Origin of the sequence: Stenotrophomonas sp. LMG 10879 (assembly GCF_002750935.1) — a bacterium.
GTDB classification, from domain to species: domain Bacteria; phylum Pseudomonadota; class Gammaproteobacteria; order Xanthomonadales; family Xanthomonadaceae; genus Stenotrophomonas; species Stenotrophomonas lactitubi_B.
In genome coordinates this window covers 97373-113684 of the sequence record NZ_PEJT01000003.1, presented here as the reverse complement: position 1 = coordinate 113684, position 16312 = coordinate 97373, and the positions used below count along the sequence as shown (strand labels likewise).

The 16312-nt window shown below is 66.4% G+C and carries 11 protein-coding genes; 6 read left to right on the top strand and 5 right to left on the bottom strand.

Annotated elements, in window-relative coordinates; genetic code table 11:
- The first annotated feature begins 24 nt into the window (after positions 1-24).
- From CR919_RS05475 to lpxH, 5 genes are all read left to right on the top strand, one after another.
- The gene (locus tag CR919_RS05475) at positions 25-2994 is read left to right on the top strand and encodes a TonB-dependent receptor (RefSeq protein WP_099819166.1); all 2970 of its coding nucleotides are present in this window, start codon (positions 25-27) and stop codon (positions 2992-2994) included.
- Positions 2995-3324: 330 nt separating this feature from the next.
- Positions 3325-6249 carry a TonB-dependent receptor gene (locus CR919_RS05470; protein ID WP_099819165.1) on the top strand — a complete coding sequence of 975 codons (2925 nt, stop codon included), beginning with the start codon at positions 3325-3327 and terminating at the stop codon, positions 6247-6249.
- Positions 6250-6414: 165 nt separating this feature from the next.
- Positions 6415-7560, top strand: a complete 1146-nt coding sequence (locus CR919_RS05465; protein ID WP_099819164.1) for a glycosyltransferase family 1 protein — start codon at positions 6415-6417, stop codon at positions 7558-7560.
- Positions 7541-8080: a phosphatase PAP2 family protein gene (locus CR919_RS05460; RefSeq protein WP_099819163.1), complete on the top strand. Its 540-nt coding sequence runs from the start codon at positions 7541-7543 to the stop codon at positions 8078-8080. The genes CR919_RS05465 and CR919_RS05460 overlap by 20 nt, the downstream gene beginning before the upstream one ends.
- 59 nt (positions 8081-8139) lie before the next feature.
- Positions 8140-8886, top strand: a complete 747-nt coding sequence (gene lpxH / locus CR919_RS05455; protein WP_099819162.1) for a UDP-2,3-diacylglucosamine diphosphatase — start codon at positions 8140-8142, stop codon at positions 8884-8886.
- 87 nt (positions 8887-8973) lie between these two features.
- Here lpxH and CR919_RS05450 read toward each other — a convergent pair whose 3' ends face one another.
- On the bottom strand, positions 8974-10227 hold the full coding sequence (locus CR919_RS05450; RefSeq protein ID WP_099819161.1) for a zinc-dependent metalloprotease: 1254 nt from the start codon (positions 10225-10227) through the stop codon (positions 8974-8976).
- A 220-nt stretch (positions 10228-10447) separates the two neighbouring features.
- Here CR919_RS05450 and CR919_RS05445 point away from each other — a divergent pair, with 220 nt between their 5' ends.
- Entirely contained in the window at positions 10448-11920 is a 1473-nt protein-coding gene (locus CR919_RS05445) for a DUF2235 domain-containing protein (protein WP_099819160.1), read from the top strand.
- Positions 11921-12035: 115 nt separating this feature from the next.
- Here the strand turns inward: CR919_RS05445 and CR919_RS05440 are convergent, their stop codons facing one another.
- From CR919_RS05440 to CR919_RS05425, 4 genes are read right to left on the bottom strand one after another with little or no spacing between them, the layout of a single operon-like run.
- Complete coding sequence (locus tag CR919_RS05440; protein ID WP_099819159.1) at positions 12036-12860, bottom strand: ferritin-like domain-containing protein; 825 nt, start codon at positions 12858-12860, stop codon at positions 12036-12038.
- Between the two features lie 10 nt (positions 12861-12870).
- Positions 12871-14337 (bottom strand): amidophosphoribosyltransferase, encoded by a 1467-nt coding sequence (gene purF / locus CR919_RS05435; protein WP_025878104.1) that lies wholly within the window; start codon positions 14335-14337, stop codon positions 12871-12873.
- Between the two features lie 30 nt (positions 14338-14367).
- Positions 14368-15147: a CvpA family protein gene (locus tag CR919_RS05430; RefSeq protein ID WP_099819158.1), complete on the bottom strand. Its 780-nt coding sequence runs from the start codon at positions 15145-15147 to the stop codon at positions 14368-14370.
- Between the two features lie 46 nt (positions 15148-15193).
- A complete protein-coding gene (locus CR919_RS05425; protein ID WP_099819157.1) occupies positions 15194-16231 on the bottom strand; it encodes an SPOR domain-containing protein in 1038 nt (345 codons plus the stop codon).
- Positions 16232-16312: the final 81 nt, after the last annotated feature.

The following is a 16312-nucleotide window of genomic DNA, read 5'->3' as shown; positions in this document are numbered from 1 at the left end:
ACGACCCGAGAGAGAGAGCTCGTCATGACTTCACGCACCACCGCACTGGGGCAGGCCATCCGCTACGCCCTGGCAACCACCGCGACGCTGGCTGCGCTGCCGGCGTTCGCCCAGAGCAGCAGCACCGCCTCGCCGACCAACCTGGACCGCATCGAAATCACCGGTTCGCGCATCCGCCAGGTGGACGTTGAAACGGCGCAGCCGGTGCTGGCACTGAGCCGTACCGATATCGAACGCCAGGGCTTCAGCTCCGTTGCCGACATCCTGCAGAACGTGACCGCGATGGGCAGCCCGGCAATCAGCCGCGCAAACGCGCTGAGCTCGGGCGAGAACACCGGCGGCACCTATATCGACATGCGCAACCTGGGCGCGCAGCGCACCCTGGTGCTGGTCAACGGCAAGCGTCTGGGCATCAGCACCTCGGGCCTGCAGGACGTGTCCTCGCTGCCGGTGTCGGCGGTGGAGCGTATCGAAGTGCTGAAGGATGGCGCCTCGGCCATCTACGGCTCCGATGCGATGGCCGGCGTGGTCAACATCATCACCCGTTCCAACGTCAACGGCGTGACCGCCAACGTCTACCACGGCCAGTACAGCGAAGGCGACGGCGCGCGCGACCGCTTCGACGTGGTGGGTGGCTGGAGCAACGACCGCGTGTCGCTGACGCTGGCGCTGGAGCACTCCGAAGAAAAGAGCGTGTGGGCACGTGACCGCTGGTTCAGCAAGTACGGTACCAGCGACCACAACCCCAATGACCCGTCCAACTGGACCACGCTGAGCCAGTACGGCCAGATCACTGGCCTGAAGGGCCGCCCGGGCTGCACCGATACCCGGCTGGGCTGCGGCTACTCGCTCAACCGCGGTGCCGATCCGACCAACCCGGCCAATTACCACCTGACCGATGCAACGCCGTTCACCGGTGACGTCAGCAATGCCAACGACCAGATGCACGTCATGTACCCGATCAAGCGTGATTCGGTGTACTTCGATGGCCGCTTCAAGCTGACCGATGACATCAACCTGCGCACCGAGTTCGGCTACAACAAGCGTTCTTCCGAGCGCCAGATCGCCGGCTACCCGACCCAGTCCAGCTCGGTGTCCATTCCCAATGACCCGAACGCCACGGGCCAGATGTCCAGGGACAGCTACTTCAATCCGTTCGGCAGCCAGCACGGCTATGCCAACCCGACCGCAGTGTCCTGGAACCGCCGCACCTGGGAAGTGCCGCGCGTGAGCACCAGCGAACTGAAGACCTATCGTGCGGTGGTGTCGCTGGATGGTGCCTTCGAGATCGGCGAGCGCTACTTCGACTGGGACGTGGGCTACCAGTACAACCGCAACGAGCTGACCGCCACCGCCACCGGCAACCTGCACAAGAAGCGCGTGCGTGATGCCGTGGGCCCGTCGTTCCTCGACCCGGCCACCGGCAAGGTGATGTGCGGCCGCCAGGGCGCGGTCATCGATGGCTGCAAGCCGTGGAACCCGCTGGTGCCGTTCGGCAAGAATGACCCGAACGGCCTGACCGGCAACGAAGAACTGCTGTCCTGGCTGTTCCCGGCCGAAAAAACCACCGGCCGCACCACCACCAAGAATGCGTTCGCCAATCTGTCGGGCAGCATCATGACCCTGCCGGCAGGCGACCTGGGCTTTGCCTTCGGCGTCGAAAGCCGCAAGGAAGATGGCAAGTACACGCCTGACGCGCTGGCCCAGACCGGTGCCACCACCAACCTGGCCGCTGGCCCGACCGGCGGCAGCTACACGGTGAAGGAAGCGTACCTGGAGCTCAACGTGCCGATCCTGGCCGACCTGCCGGGTGCCAGGGAACTGAGCATCAGCGCCGCAACGCGTTTCTCCGAGTACAACACCTTCGGCAACACCCTCAACAGCAAGTTCGGCTTCAAGTGGAAGCCGATCGACCAGCTGCTGGTCCGCGGCACCTGGGCCGAAGGCTTCCGCGCACCGACCATCAGTGACCTGTACGGCGGCGGTTCGGAAACCTTCGCGCAGTTCAGCGATCCCTGCGACACCGTGTTCGGCGCTTCCAAGAACAGTCCTGAAGTCCGCGCACGCTGCGCACGCGACATCGCCGATGCCGGCAACTTCCGTCAGCTGCGCCAGGGCAACACGCCGGTGACCACCGCGCAGGACGCAACGCCGACGCCGTTCGTTTCCGGTTCCAACCCGCAGCTGACCCCGGAAACCTCGACCAGCAAGACGCTGGGCCTGGTGTGGAGCCCGACCTTCGTCAGCAACCTCAACGTTGCGCTGGACTGGTGGAAGATCCGCATCGACAACACCATCGTCGATGACAGCCCGAACCAGATCCTCACCGACTGCTACGAGCAGGGTATCGCAGCACGTTGCAGCCGCTTCACCCGCGACGCGGCCACCGGCATCGTCACTGGCCTGAAGTTCGGCAACCGCAACGCCGGCTTCGCCGAGACCGAAGGCTACGACCTGGACGTCAGCTACCGCGTCGATACCAGCTACGGCAAGCTGAGCGCTGGCTGGACCAGCACCTACGTCAGCAAGAACGTGTACCGCTCGACCAACGATACCGGCGTGGTTCCCACCCCGATCAACGGCGTGGCCAACACCATCGGCACCAGCACCAGCCTGGCCTTCCGGGTGCGTTCGAACCTGGTGCTGGGTTGGGATATCGGCGACTTCGGCGTCAGCTGGACCGCGCGTTACTACTCCGGCGTGAAGGAGCGTTGCCTCAACGCTACCCGTTACGCGGATGAGTGCTCCGATCCGGGCTTCATGGCTCCGTGGATCAAGGGCACGCGCGATTACAACCAGCGTGGCGCGGTCACCTTCCACGACGTGCAGTTCCGTTACAACCTGCCGTGGGATGCCACCGTGTCGGTTGGCGCCAACAACGTGTTCGGCAAGGAAGGCCCGGTGATGTACAGCAAGCCGAATTCGTCGTTCTCCTACTACGGTGGCTACGACATCGGTCGTTTCATGTACATGAAGTATCAGCAGCGCTTCTGATCCACGCGTTGACGCAACACCATGACCACGGCCCTTCGGGGCCGTGGTTTTTTTTTGCCTGCGCAGGTTGTCGCCATCCACATCGGCCTTGACGCTTTCAATCCAGCACGCGAGCCCGGGCACACCTTCAGCCGGAACACCACATGACCGAGCAATCGATTGATTCGCTTCCGCTTTGTACAAAAGCGTCATCACCGATCCGGGCGCTTTCGTCGCTTTCCTCTACTTCTGCCTGCGGGCCTTCACTAGGTTTGAACGTCCACCGCCTGCGGTGGAACTGGCGCCGCCCTGCTTGGCCGCGCACCGATGAATTGGAAGAGAGAGAGACCCATGACCATCCGTATTCCCGAACTTGGGTTGGCGATCCGCCGAGTGCTTGCGATGACCGCCACCACTGCGTTGGCCGTTCCCGCATTCGCCCAGGATTCCGCTGAAGCCACCACCCTGGACCGCATCGAGATCACTGGCTCGCGCATCCGCCAGGTCGATCTGGAAACCGCACAGCCCGTGCTGACCATCAGCCGCGCTGACATCGAGCGGCAAGGCTTCAATTCCGTCGCCGACATCCTGCAGAACCTGACCGCAACCGGCAGCCCGGCAATCAGCCGTGCCAGCCCCCTAAGTGCTGGCGAAACCGCCGGTGGCAGTTACGTGGACATGCGCGGCCTGGGTGCACAGCGCACGCTGGTGCTGATCAATGGCAAACGCCTGGGCATGACGACCAGTGGTTACCAGGACATCTCCAGCATTCCTGCCGCTGCCGTGGAGCGCATGGAAGTTCTGAAGGATGGCGCATCGGCCATCTACGGTTCCGATGCCATGGCCGGCGTGGTCAACATCATCACCCGCCGCAACGTCGAGGGCGTGACCGCCAGCGTCTACCATGGCCAGTTCAGCGAAGGCGATGGCGCCCGCACCCAGTACGACGTGGTTGCAGGCTGGTCGAATGAACGCGCCTCGATCAGCCTCGCCGCCGAGCATGTCGAAGAAAAGGGCGTGTGGGCGAAGGACCGGGGCTTCAGTGCCTACACCTATACCGATCGTCATCCGGACGATGGTTGGACCACGGTCGGCCAGTGGGGCCGCATTACCGGCTTCAACGGTCCGGGCTGCAGCAACAGCCGCGGCTGCAGCTATTCGCTCGACCGTGGCGGCCAGCCGGGAGGTCCGGACAGCTTCCATCTCAGCGACAACACCCCGTTCACCGGTGATGTCAGCAACAGCAACGAACAGATGCACCTGCAGACACCGATCAAGCGCGACTCGATCTTCGTTGACGCGCGCGTGGATCTGAACGACCAGGTCCGCTTCAACACCCAGCTGGCCTACAACCAACGCACCACCAGGCGTCAGGTGGCCGGCTACCCGTTCCAGTCCGGCGCAGCCGGCATCACGCCGATGTCCGTCGACAGCTGGTTCAACCCGTTCGGCAGCCATCACGGCTACGAAACGCCCAGCGACGTGGACTGGAACCGCCGTACCTGGGAGATTCCGCGGGTCAGTACCAGCGAACTGACCTCCTGGCAGGGCGTGGCGGCGTTCGAGGGCAGCTTCGCCTTCGGCGGTCGCGATTTCGACTGGGAAGCCGGCTACCAGTACAACCGCAGCGAACTGATCCAACGCGCCACCGGCAACCTGCACAAGCAACGCGTCGCCGATGCCACCGGGCCGTCCTTCTACAATCCGGCAACCGGCAAGGTCGAGTGCGGTACACCGGATGCGCCGATCGCCGGTTGCAGGCCCAGGAACCCGCTGGTGCCCTATGGCCAGGATGATCCCTATGGCCTGACCGGCAACCCGGAACTGCAGGACTGGTTGTTCCCAGAAGAACTCACCCGCGGCCGTACCACTACCCGCAACCTGTTCGCCAGCCTCAGCGGCAGTCTCGCCACGCTGCCGGCCGGCGAACTGGGCTTCGCGGTGGGTGCGGAGAGCCGCCGCGAGGATGGCCGCTTCATCCCCGATGCGCTGGCACAGACCGGTGCCACCACCAACCTGGCCGCAGGCCCCACCGGCGGTGGCTACCGTGTAGACGAGGCCTACCTGGAGCTGAGCGTGCCGGTGCTTCGCGACCTGGCCGGTGCGCGTGAGCTGAGCCTGAGCGCCGCTAGCCGATACTCGGACTACACCACCTTCGGCGGCACCCTCAACAGCAAGTTCGGCTTCACCTGGAAGCCGATCGACCAGCTGCTGGTCCGCGGCACCTGGGCCCAGGGCTTCCGCGCACCGACCATCTCCAACCTGTATGGCGGTGGTTCTGAAACCTTCACCACCGGCTTCCGCGATCCCTGCGACACCGTCTACGGTGCAGCCGCCAGCAGCCCGGAGGTGCGTGCACGCTGCGCCGCCGACATCGCCAATGCGGACACCTACCGCCAGCTCGGCCAGGGCAACGAGCCGATCACCAGCAGCAGCGGGCAGACGCCGCGGCCCTTCACCAACGGCTCCAATCCGGACCTGGAGCCGGAGACCTCGACCAGCCGCACACTGGGCCTGGTCTGGAGCCCCACGTTCGCCGAAGGGCTGAACATCTCGCTGGACTGGTGGAAGATCCGCATCGAGAACACGATCGTTTCCGACCATCCCAATGACATCCTCCGCGACTGCTACGAGTTGGGCATCGCCGAACGTTGCGGCGGTTTCACCCGTGACCCGGAACTGGGCATCATCGACAAGCTCAGCTTCGGCAACCGCAACAGCGGTTTCCGCCAGGCCGAAGGCTATGACCTGGAGATCGGCCACAAGCTCGAAACCCGCTGGGGCACGCTGCGCGCCGATTGGAAGAGCACCTATGTGGTTGCCGCCGAAGAGCGGACCACCAACGAGGCGGATGTGCCGCCGATTCCCAGCAATGGCATCGCCACCAACGACGGTATCGGCTTCCGGGTCCGCTCCAACGCATCGCTGGGCTGGGAGCAGGGCAACCTGGGCCTCACCTGGAGCCTGCGTTACTTCTCCGCCGTCAAGGAACGCTGCCTGGACGCGAGCGACCATCCGGACGAATGTTCCGATCCGGACCAGCGCGCGCCCTGGTACAGCGGCAGCCGCGATTACAACCGACGCGGTTCGGTCACGTTCCATGATGTGCAGGCGCGTTACACCCTGCCGTGGAGCGCCACCGTTTCGATTGGCGCCAACAATGTGTTCGCTCGCCAGGGACCGATCCTGTACAGCCAGCCAAGCTCCAACTTCTCCTACTACGGCGGCTTTGACATCGGTCGTTTCATCTACATGAAGTACCAGCAGCGCTTCTGATCCACGCACTGGCGCAACACCATGACCACGGCCCTGCGGGGCCGTGGTTTTTTGTGCTCCTGAACTACGCGGGCGGCGCCCGGCGTGGCCGTCATCACGCTGTCGCAAAGCGGTCATGTCGGCTACATCGCCAGGCCTGAGCATGCGTAAAACCGGAGGCCCGCCATGCGCTATGCCATCGTCACCGAAACCTACCCGCCGGAGATCAACGGCGTCGCACTGACCGTGCAGGGCCTGGAGCAGGGATTGCGCGCCGCCGGCCACGAGGTCGACCTGATCCGCCCGCGACAGGCCAGCGAAGCGCTGGAGGCGGCACCGGGCACCCTGCTGGTTCCGGGTGCGGCGCTGCCGCGCTATCCGGGCCTGCGCTTCGGCCTGCCGGCACCGATCCGGCTGGGCCGGCACTGGCGCCAGCAGCGCCCGGACGCGATCTACGTGGCAACCGAAGGTCCGCTGGGCTGGTCGGCACTGCGCACCGCGCGCCGCCTGGGCATTCCGGTAGCCACCGGGTTCCACACCCGCTTCGACGAATACCTGCCCGACTATGGCGTGGCGTGGCTGCAGTCGGCGGCAATGCGCTGGATGCGCCGCTTCCACAACCAGGCCGATGCGACCCTGGTGCCCACCCGCGAACTGCAGGAATTCCTGACCGAGCAGGGCTTCGAGCGTGTGCGCCTGCTCGCGCGTGCGGTCGACAACCAGCAGTTCGATCCGTCGCGCCGCGACCCGGCGCTGCGCGAAGAATGGGGCATCGATGGTACGGGGCTGGCGGCGATCTACGTTGGCCGCATCGCCGCCGAAAAGAACCTCGGCCTGGCGGTGAAGGCCTTCCGCAAGCTGCAGCAGGTGCGCCCGAAAGCACGCTTCATCTGGGTCGGCGATGGCCCGGCGCGCGAGAAGCTGGCCCATGAGAATCCCGATTTCATCTTCTGTGGCATCCAGCGCGGCGATGCCCTGGCCCGACATTTCGCCAGTGGCGATCTGTTCCTGTTCCCCAGCCGCAGCGAGACATTCGGCAACGTGACACTGGAAAGCATGGCAAGCGGCCTGGCTACGGTCGCTTTCGACTACGGCGCGGCCCGCGAGTACCTGCGCAACGGCGAGAACGGTGCGGCAGTGGATGGCGACGAGCAGTTCGTGCAGGCAGCGGTTCAACTGGCTGCAGATGATGCCCTGCGCCGCGAACTTGGCGGCAACGCGGCACGGGCGATGAAACGGCTGCACCCACAGCAGGTGGTGGCGGAGTTTGAAAGCCTGCTGGCGGAACTGGCCAATGCACGGAGGAGCGGACATGCGCACCACGCCGCTTGAACTGCTGGCCGGCCGCGAAGCGCGCTTGTGCCGCCGCGCCAACCACTACTGCCGACGTCGCCGCGTGCGGCGCGTGTTCTCGATCATCAGCCGGCTCGGCGATGGCGTGTTCTGGTACATGTTGATGGGCGCGCTGGTGCTCATTGATGGCTTCGACGGCCTGCGTGCGTCGGTGCACATGGCCGCCACCGGGCTGGCTGCGCTGCTGCTGTACAAGGGGCTGAAACGCTGGACCCGGCGACCGCGGCCGTACGCGACCGACCTGCGTATCCGTGCCTGGGTGGCGCCGCTGGATGAGTTCAGTTTCCCGTCCGGGCATACCCTGCACGCGGTGTCGTTCACCATCGTTGCTCTGGCCTACTACCCCTGGCTGGCACCGCTGCTGGTGCCGTTCACCTTCGGCGTGGGCCTGTCGCGCGTCGTACTGGGCCTGCACTACCCGAGCGACGTTCTGGCGGCCACCGGCATCGCCGCGCTGCTGGCCTCGGCCAGCCTGGCCTGGCTGCCGTTGCCGGTGTGATGCCCTGCGGCTGGGCAGAGCCCTGCGCCAGCGGCGAAGTGATGCCCTAGAATGTCCGCATGACCACGCTGTTCATCTCCGATCTGCATCTGGACCCCAGCCGTCCGGCCATCACCGACCTGTTCCTGCGCTTCCTGCGCGAGGAGGCGCCCGGCGCCGACGCGCTGTACATCCTTGGCGATCTGTTCGAAGCCTGGATCGGCGATGACACCCCCTCGGCCGCAGCCGATGCGGTGGCCGATGCACTGAAGGTACTGTCCGACAGCGGCGTGCCGGTGTTCTTCATCCGCGGCAACCGTGACTTCCTGCTCGGCGAAGACTATGCCCGCCGCGCCGGCCTGCGCATCCTGCCGGACCCGTGCATGATCGAGCTGTACGGCCGCCCGGTGCTGCTGCAGCACGGCGACCTGCTGTGCACCGATGACATTCCCTACCAGCAGTTCCGCGCCCAGACCCGCGATCCTGTCTTCCAGGCGCAGTTCCTGTCGCAGCCGCTGGAAGCGCGCATCGCCTTCGCGCAGAAGGCGCGCGATGCCAGCCAGGCGCGCCAGTCGGAAATGAAACAGGGCGACCGCGCGCAGTTCGAGACCGTCACCGACGTGGCCCCGGCCGAAGTGGAAGCCACTTACGCGCGCCACGGCGTGGACACGATGATCCATGGCCATACCCATCGCCCGGCGATCCACACCCTGCAGGCCGGCGGACGCAGCTGCACCCGCATCGTGCTGGGCGACTGGTACGAACAGGGCTCGGTGCTGCGTGTGGATGCCAACGGCTGGACGCTGGATACGCTCAGCCGCGAATGATGGATCGCAGGGTGCCAACCAAGGTTGGCATCTACCAGAGCAGGTGGTCCCACCCTGATAGACGCCGCCCCTGGTCGGCGCCTGGCCTCAGCGGAAGGCCGCGATGGTGGCCTTGGTATTGACCAGCACGCGCTGGTTGTCGGCACTGCTGGCGATGCCCATCGGCACGCCGTTGTAGCTGATGTTCGGATTGGACCAGTAGTTCAGCCGTGGGCAGCCGGCCGAGCAGTCGTAGGCCATGATCGTGCGCCAGCGCGATCCGCTGGCCGGCTCATAACGATAGCCATGGCCATAGGCATACGGTGACGTGCTCGGATCACTGGCGATATCGTGCCGTGCGCTCTGCAGATGGCCGATTTCATGGGCGAACGAGTAGTAGCCGGTGGCGCAATCCCAGTACACCGCGGCAAACGCCGTCGACGCCGTGGAGCCGATGCCCGAGGCCAGCCCGCAGTAACTGGTGTTGTTGATCAGCAGAACGCCGACGTCGGCGGCCGTGTTGTTGCGGCTGGTGTGGATGCTGTCCATGTAGCCGTCGCTGGTGCCACGGAAGCGCGACAGGTCGGTGGTGAAATTGCCGGACTCGGTGTAGCTGGTGGTTTCATAACCGGCCAGCTGCAGGGTCAGGCCCACGTTGCTGTTGGTATACCCCTGGTTGGACTCGGCAACGGCCAGCTGCACCAGCGACTGCATGTTGCCGCCGTAGGCGGTCACTGCAGCGTTGGTCGCCACCACCAGCACGCGGATGGTCGCCGGGCTTCCCGACGAGGCCTGCGCGGTGCCAAGGCGATCATTGGCCGGCATGGCGATCTTCGGCAACTGGTTGTAGTCGGCCGGATGGTCGGCCGGCATCCGCGATTCATCCACCTCGACCAGCACATGGCGATTGCCCAGCGGACGCAGGCGATACAGCTTGCCGTCCTTGCGGATCGAGCCGGTGAGGGTGTTGCCCGAGCGCACCAGGATCAGCGAATTGCCCGGATCGTCCTGGCCATTGGACGTGGCCGCCTGCAGGCGATCGGACGGCGCGCGCAACTGGCCATACCAGACGCTGCCACCATCCGGCAGCGCCTCGACCTTGCTGCGAACGGCCTGCACTTTCTGCCCGAGCAGCTCGAATTCCAGCTGCGGCTGCGCGGTGGCGGCAGCATCGACACGCACTTCCTGTACGGCGGCGGTGGACGGGGTGGCCAGCAATCGCCCCAGTGCCGGCTCGCTGGTGGCCGATGCCCGGCTGAGCACGGTGACCGGCTCGAACAACGGCGCCGCACTCGCGGCCGCCGCTACCGACAATCCCAACAACAGACCACCTGTCGCTTTACCTATCGATCTGGACATCATCTTGTCGCTCCTTGGAGTGAAGTGGACAGCGTTGATGCAGCACGACCCGGGGTGCCGGGTTCGGCCATCAGGCCTGCGCAGGGCGTGTGAATTCAATAGATGAGGGGAATGGAAATCGCGATCTGTGATCGACCGCATCTGCGTTCAGTGAGGTCAAAAGTGTTACTACACATCGCCAATACACGGCTTTCGCGCTACCGTGACGCGGCCACGACAGGGGATGCACATGGCGCCAGGCCAGCACAGCAGTGACATGACGGCTGATCCGGGCCTGCTGCGGATCGGCCTGTTCTTCGACGGCACACGCAACAACGCGCACAACCTGGCCCAGGGTCACCGGCAGGTGCCGCGACCGCGCCCCGCCCTGCTCCGCGCCGATGACGATTCGACCTACCAGAGCCGGCTGACCAGCAGCTACGACAACGGCGCCACCAACATCGCGCGCCTGCACCAGTTGTATCCGGACAGCCGGCGCACACCGGGCAGCGCACCTTCGCTGGCGATCTATGTTGAAGGTGTCGGCACCCGCGACAATGCCGAGGACGACCTGATCGGTCTGGCTTTCGGGATTGGCGCCAGCGGCGTGCAGGCGAAGGTGCAGCGTTCATTGCAGGTGTTGCTGCCGGCGGCACTGTCGGCACTTGCCTCGCAGTGGCCCGCGCCGCTGCACGGCGTGCAGCTGGATCTGTTCGGCTATTCGCGGGGCGCGGCCGCCGCGCGCGATGTGGCCAACCACCTGCGCGGGTGGGATGCCGCGCGCTGGCGGCAGCTGCTGCAGCAGGCCGGGCTTTCGTGCAGTGCCGATTTCGCCCTGCCGCGGCCAACACTGCGCTTCATCGGCCTGTTCGACACGGTGGTCGCCGTCAACGGCGGACGCGCCGACGAGCATCCCCGCATCGCCCTGCCCGCGGGCATCGCCGAGGCGGTGTTGCAGCTCAGCGCGCGTGATGAGCATCGCCAGCACTATGCGCTGACCACTGTCGCACCTGCCTATCGCGAAATCGCACTGCCCGGCGTACACGCCAACATCGGTGGTGGCTACGACCAGGGGGAGGAAGGGCCCAAGCTGCTCAGCCGGCCGCGACGGCAGCTGCTGCGCCGGCCCGGCGTGGAGGACTACCAGACACCGCCACTGGCACTGCTGCAGGCGACGACCGCCTACGCTGAAGCACAGGCCGACGCCGAACGCTGGCGGCAGCAGCTGGGGCTGAGCCCGAAGGAAGTGTGGGTCGATGTCTGGCACCAGTGGCAGCAGCAACGACGCGCGGGCAGCCGCAGCGTGCTGCTGTCGCCGGTGCTGTACGCCACCGCTGCGGTGGTGCTGCACCGGCCCATCGACTGGCGCTATCAGCTGGTTGCGCTGCAGGTGATGCAGAAGCACGCCGTCGATGCCGGCGTGACCTGGACCGCCGACGCCGCCGAGGTGGCGGGTTGGGAACTGCCCAGCGCGCTGCAGCCGATCGCACGGCGCCTGATCGCCGGCCAGCCGCTGACCCCGACGCAGGAAGCGCTGTTGCGCCGCCGTTACCTGATGCAGTCCGCCCACTGGAATTTCGATGCGCTGGGCGATACCGCCCTGACCTACACCGCTGATGCTGGTGTCAGCGAGCTGCCGTATCGGCCCGGGCCGGGGCTGTTCTACATCAACCGGCCGACGGTGGATGGCAGGCGCGTGGTGTTGCCGAACGGGTGAACGGCATCCACGCATGGCGTGGATCTACTGGGGTAGCGGGTGGACCTCATTCACCGGGGCACCGGCCTTGCAGTAGATCCACGCCATGCGTGGATGATGGATCAACTGACGCCGGTCAACCCGCCTGCCCGATCAGATTGGCGAGCTCATCCGCATCGAACCCAGCCAGCAGGCGCGCTTCCATGTTGAACGGCCCGTGCAGGTAGCCACCGGCATACTCGACCAGCAGTTCCCTGAAACGCGCACGCGGTTCGACGCCGGCGCGCTCGCAGTACCAGCGGAACCAGCGCGATCCGGCAGCAACGTGTGCAACCTCCTCGCGCAGGATCACTTCCAGCACATCGGCGGTTTCACCGTCGCCGACATTGCGCAGCTTGTCGATCATGCCCGGGGTCACGTCCAGCCCACGCGCTTCCAGCACGCGCGGCACCAGCGCCATGCGCGCGAGGCCGTCGTGCGCGGTCTTCTCGCACATTTCCCACAGGCCGTTGTGCGCAGGAAAATCCGCGTACTCATGGCCGTGTGCCAGCAGGCGCTCGCGCAGCAGCATGAAGTGGCGCGATTCGTCGTCGGCGCAGCTCACCCAGTCGGCGTGGAACGCTGCCGGCAGACCACGGAAGCGGTACACCGCGTCCCAGGCCAGGTCGATCGCATTGAGCTCGATATGGGCGATGGCATGGATGAACGCCGCGCGTCCTTCCACTCCCCCCAGGCCGCGCCGGGGCACTTCACGCGGATGCACCATCAGCAGCTGCGGCGGTCGGCCCGGCATGCGGATCGGTTCGGCAGGCGGCGCATCGGCCGGTACGTGCAACCGGCCGGCGCGGAACGCCGCCGCGTAGGCCTGGGTCAGTGCGACCTTGTGCAGGGGATCGGCTTCGGCCAGGCACTGCTGCGCAGCGCGCAGCAGATTGCCGCCGACGTCAGGCACGTCGATCACCGCCTGGACCTCAGGCGCGGCGCTTGTGCTTGGCGTCGTCCGAACGCAGCTGCTGGATGCGCTCGAAGTAGCCCGGCTCGATGCCCGTCGGGTAATGCCCGTTGAAGCACGACGAATCGAAATTGCGCAGCGCCGGATTGCCTTCGCTCACCGCCGCTTCCATGTCTTCGATGTCCTGGTAGATCAGCCAGTCGCAGCCCAGGTGCGCTTCGATTTCCTCGATGCTGCGGTTGTGCGCGACCAGTTCTTCAGCGGCCGGCATGTCGATGCCGTAGATGTTGGGGTAACGCACCGGCGGCGCGGCGCTGGCCAGGTAGACCTTGCGTGCGCCGGCGTCACGCGCCATCTGCACGATCTGCTGGCTGGTGGTGCCGCGCACGATCGAGTCGTCCACCAGCAGCACCACGCGGTTGCGGAATTCCAGGTGGATCGGGTTGAGCTTGCGGCGCACCGACTTCACCCGCTCACCCTGCCCCGGCATGATGAACGTGCGGCCGATGTAACGGTTCTTGATGAAGCCTTCGCGGTACTTCACCCCGAGCACGTTGGAGATCTCCAGCGCGGCATCGCGCGAGGTATCCGGGATCGGGATGATGGTGTCGATGTCGTGGTCCGGGCGCAGGCGCAGGATCTTCTCGCCCAGCTTGATGCCCATGCGCATGCGCGCCTTGTGCACCGACACGTTGTCGATCATCGAATCCGGGCGTGCGAAGTACACGTACTCGAAGATGCACGGGGTGTGTTCGGCCGGCTCGGCGCAGATTTCCGAGAACAGTTCGCCGCGCGCGGTGATCACCAGTGCTTCGCCCGGCTGCACGTCACGCACGCGCTGGAAGCCCAGCACGTCCAGCGCAGCCGACTCGGAGGCCACGATGTACTCGTCACCCTCGGCGTGGCTGCGCTTGCCCAGCACCAGCGGGCGGATGCCATGCGGATCGCGGAAAGCGACCAGGCCCAGGCCCAGCACCACGCTGACCACCGCATAGCCGCCCTTGCAGCGACGGTGCACACCGGCCACCGCGCGGATGGCGGCTTCCGGGCTGAGCTGGCGCTGCTGTTCCAGTTCGTAGGCGAACACGTTCAACAGCACTTCGCTGTCCGAATCGGTGTTGACGTTGCGGCGGTCCTGCTCGAACACCTGCTGGCGCAGGTCCTCGGTGTTGATCAGGTTGCCGTTGTGGGCAAGCGCGATGCCGTACGGCGAATTGACGTAGAACGGCTGCGCCTCGTCCATGCCTTCCGAACCGGCGGTCGGGTAGCGCACATGCGCGATACCGACGCTGCCTTCCAGGGTGGACATGGTGCGTGCATCGAAGACATCGCGGACGAGGCCGGTGGCCTTCTGCACCCGCAGGCGGCTGCCGTTGACGGTGGCGATGCCCGCCGCGTCCTGGCCGCGATGCTGGAGGACGGTCAAGCCGTCATACAACTGCCCGGCGACGTTCTGGTTGCCGACGATTCCGACGATGCCACACATGATGCGAGGTCTCCGCTGGGCTGTGCCCAGTTACAAGGAAGGTGGCCGTACCTGGCCAGAGTTGTCGCCGCGTCTGCGGTCGACATTGGCCGGGTCGTCCGGCTCGATGCTGCCCGGTAGTGCTGGGGCGTCCGGGCGCACTTCGGCCGGATCGTATGCCTCGCCCTGTTCCGCCTTCGCAGGCCGCAGCCATCCGCTGCCCGCCACTATCTGACCGAGTACGCCATTATCGCCTGTCGCCCCCGGCTTGCCCACTCCGGCGCCGGCACTCTTGCCCAGCTCCATCAACGCAGATGGGGACAGTGCGTCCATCGGCAAGGCCTTGGGCAGCAGGTCGGCCCCCGGCACCTGCCAGTGCGGCAGCTTGCTGTTCATCCAGGCCACGGCCGGGTTCAGCACCGGCCGCAGCGCCGAGCCGCGCCAGGAGGGTTCGGCAGTGAGCGGAGTGAAGCCGGCCAGCAACACCAGCACGGCCGCGATGAGGCCCCCACGAACAGCGCCGAGGACGCCGCCCAGCAGGCGGTCCAGGCTGCCCAGCATGTTGCGGTGGACGATGGCCTTGATGACCATGCCGATCACCGCGACGACGATCATCACGCCGATGCCGACGCTGAGGTAGCCGCCGATGAAATGCTCGCCGCCGGGCGCGGCCGGTGCCGCCCACCAGCGCGCGGCGTCGTTGCCGAAGGCGAAGGCCGCCCAGGCCGCCACCAGCCACGATACGGTGCCGATGACGATGCCGACGAAGCCGCGCAGCAACCCGAGCAGGGTGGAGGCGGCGATCACGATCAGCAGCACCACGTCGATCATGGCGCCCCGCTCCTTCGGCGGCGCTGGCAACGGGGCTGCGTACAGGTCATGGGTGCGGTCGCACCATGCCGGCCACGCCGACCTTGGCGGCGACCTGCGCCTTCAACTGTTCTGCATCGGCGCGGTTGGCGACCGGCCCGACACGGACCCGGTGCAGGCTGCCCTTTTCGGTACGCACCTGCTCGACGAAGGCGCTGAAGCCTGCCGCGCGGACCTTGTCGCGCAGGGCGTTGGCATCGTTGGCCTGGCCGAATGCTCCGAGCTGCACGGCAAAACCTACTCCGCTGGCAGCCGGCGCGGCCGGCGTAGTCGGCGGGGTGGCCGGCTTGCTGGCAGTCGCTTCCGGCTTGGGCTCGGGCTTCGGTTCCGGCTTGACCACCGGCTTGGCCGGTTCCGGCTTGGCAGCCGGCGCGGTTGCTGCGGTCGGCGTGCTCGGCGGCAGGCTTTCACTGCGCACCGGGTTGCCGGTCGCCGACGGCGTAGCCGCCGCAACGGGCGTACTGGCGCTCGGCGCGGGTGCCGGCGTGCTGGCCACCGGTGCGCTGGTCGAGGGCTTGGCATCGAGGGTGATGACTTCTGCCTTCACGTCGGCGCGGACCTTCACCGCCTGCAGCCGGCCCGCTTCGGCCTGCGCACGGTCGGCATACGGTCCTACGCGCACGCGCCAGGCCGGGCGACCGTTGATCGATGCGGTCTCGATGAAGCCCGGAAGCTGCGAGCGCTTCAGGTAGGCGACCACCGCATCGGCATCGGCCTGGCTACCGTAGGCGCCGAAGGTCACCGCGTAGTTGCCGGCGGCGACTGCTGGCGAGGTGTCCACGGTCGGCGGCGCAGCCGGTGCAGCGGCCTCCTCGACAGGACGGGCCTGGCCGCTCTGCAATCCGGTGGCGCCACCGGCAGGCGCGACCAGCGGCAGTTCACGCGTTTCGAACTGGCCATCGGCCGGCGCATCGGGCGCGGCGATCGGCACATTGGCCACACCGCTGTCCGGGGCCGGGCCCTTGACGAGCATCGGCAGGAAGATGACGGCCAAGGCCACCAGGACGATGGCACCAATCAGACGCTGTTTCAGGGGCGTATCCACGTAGGGCAGGCGGCAGGCTGGACGTTGCGGTCGATTATACGGGTGCGCGACCGGACGGCGTCGGTAATGGCTGAACGGCGG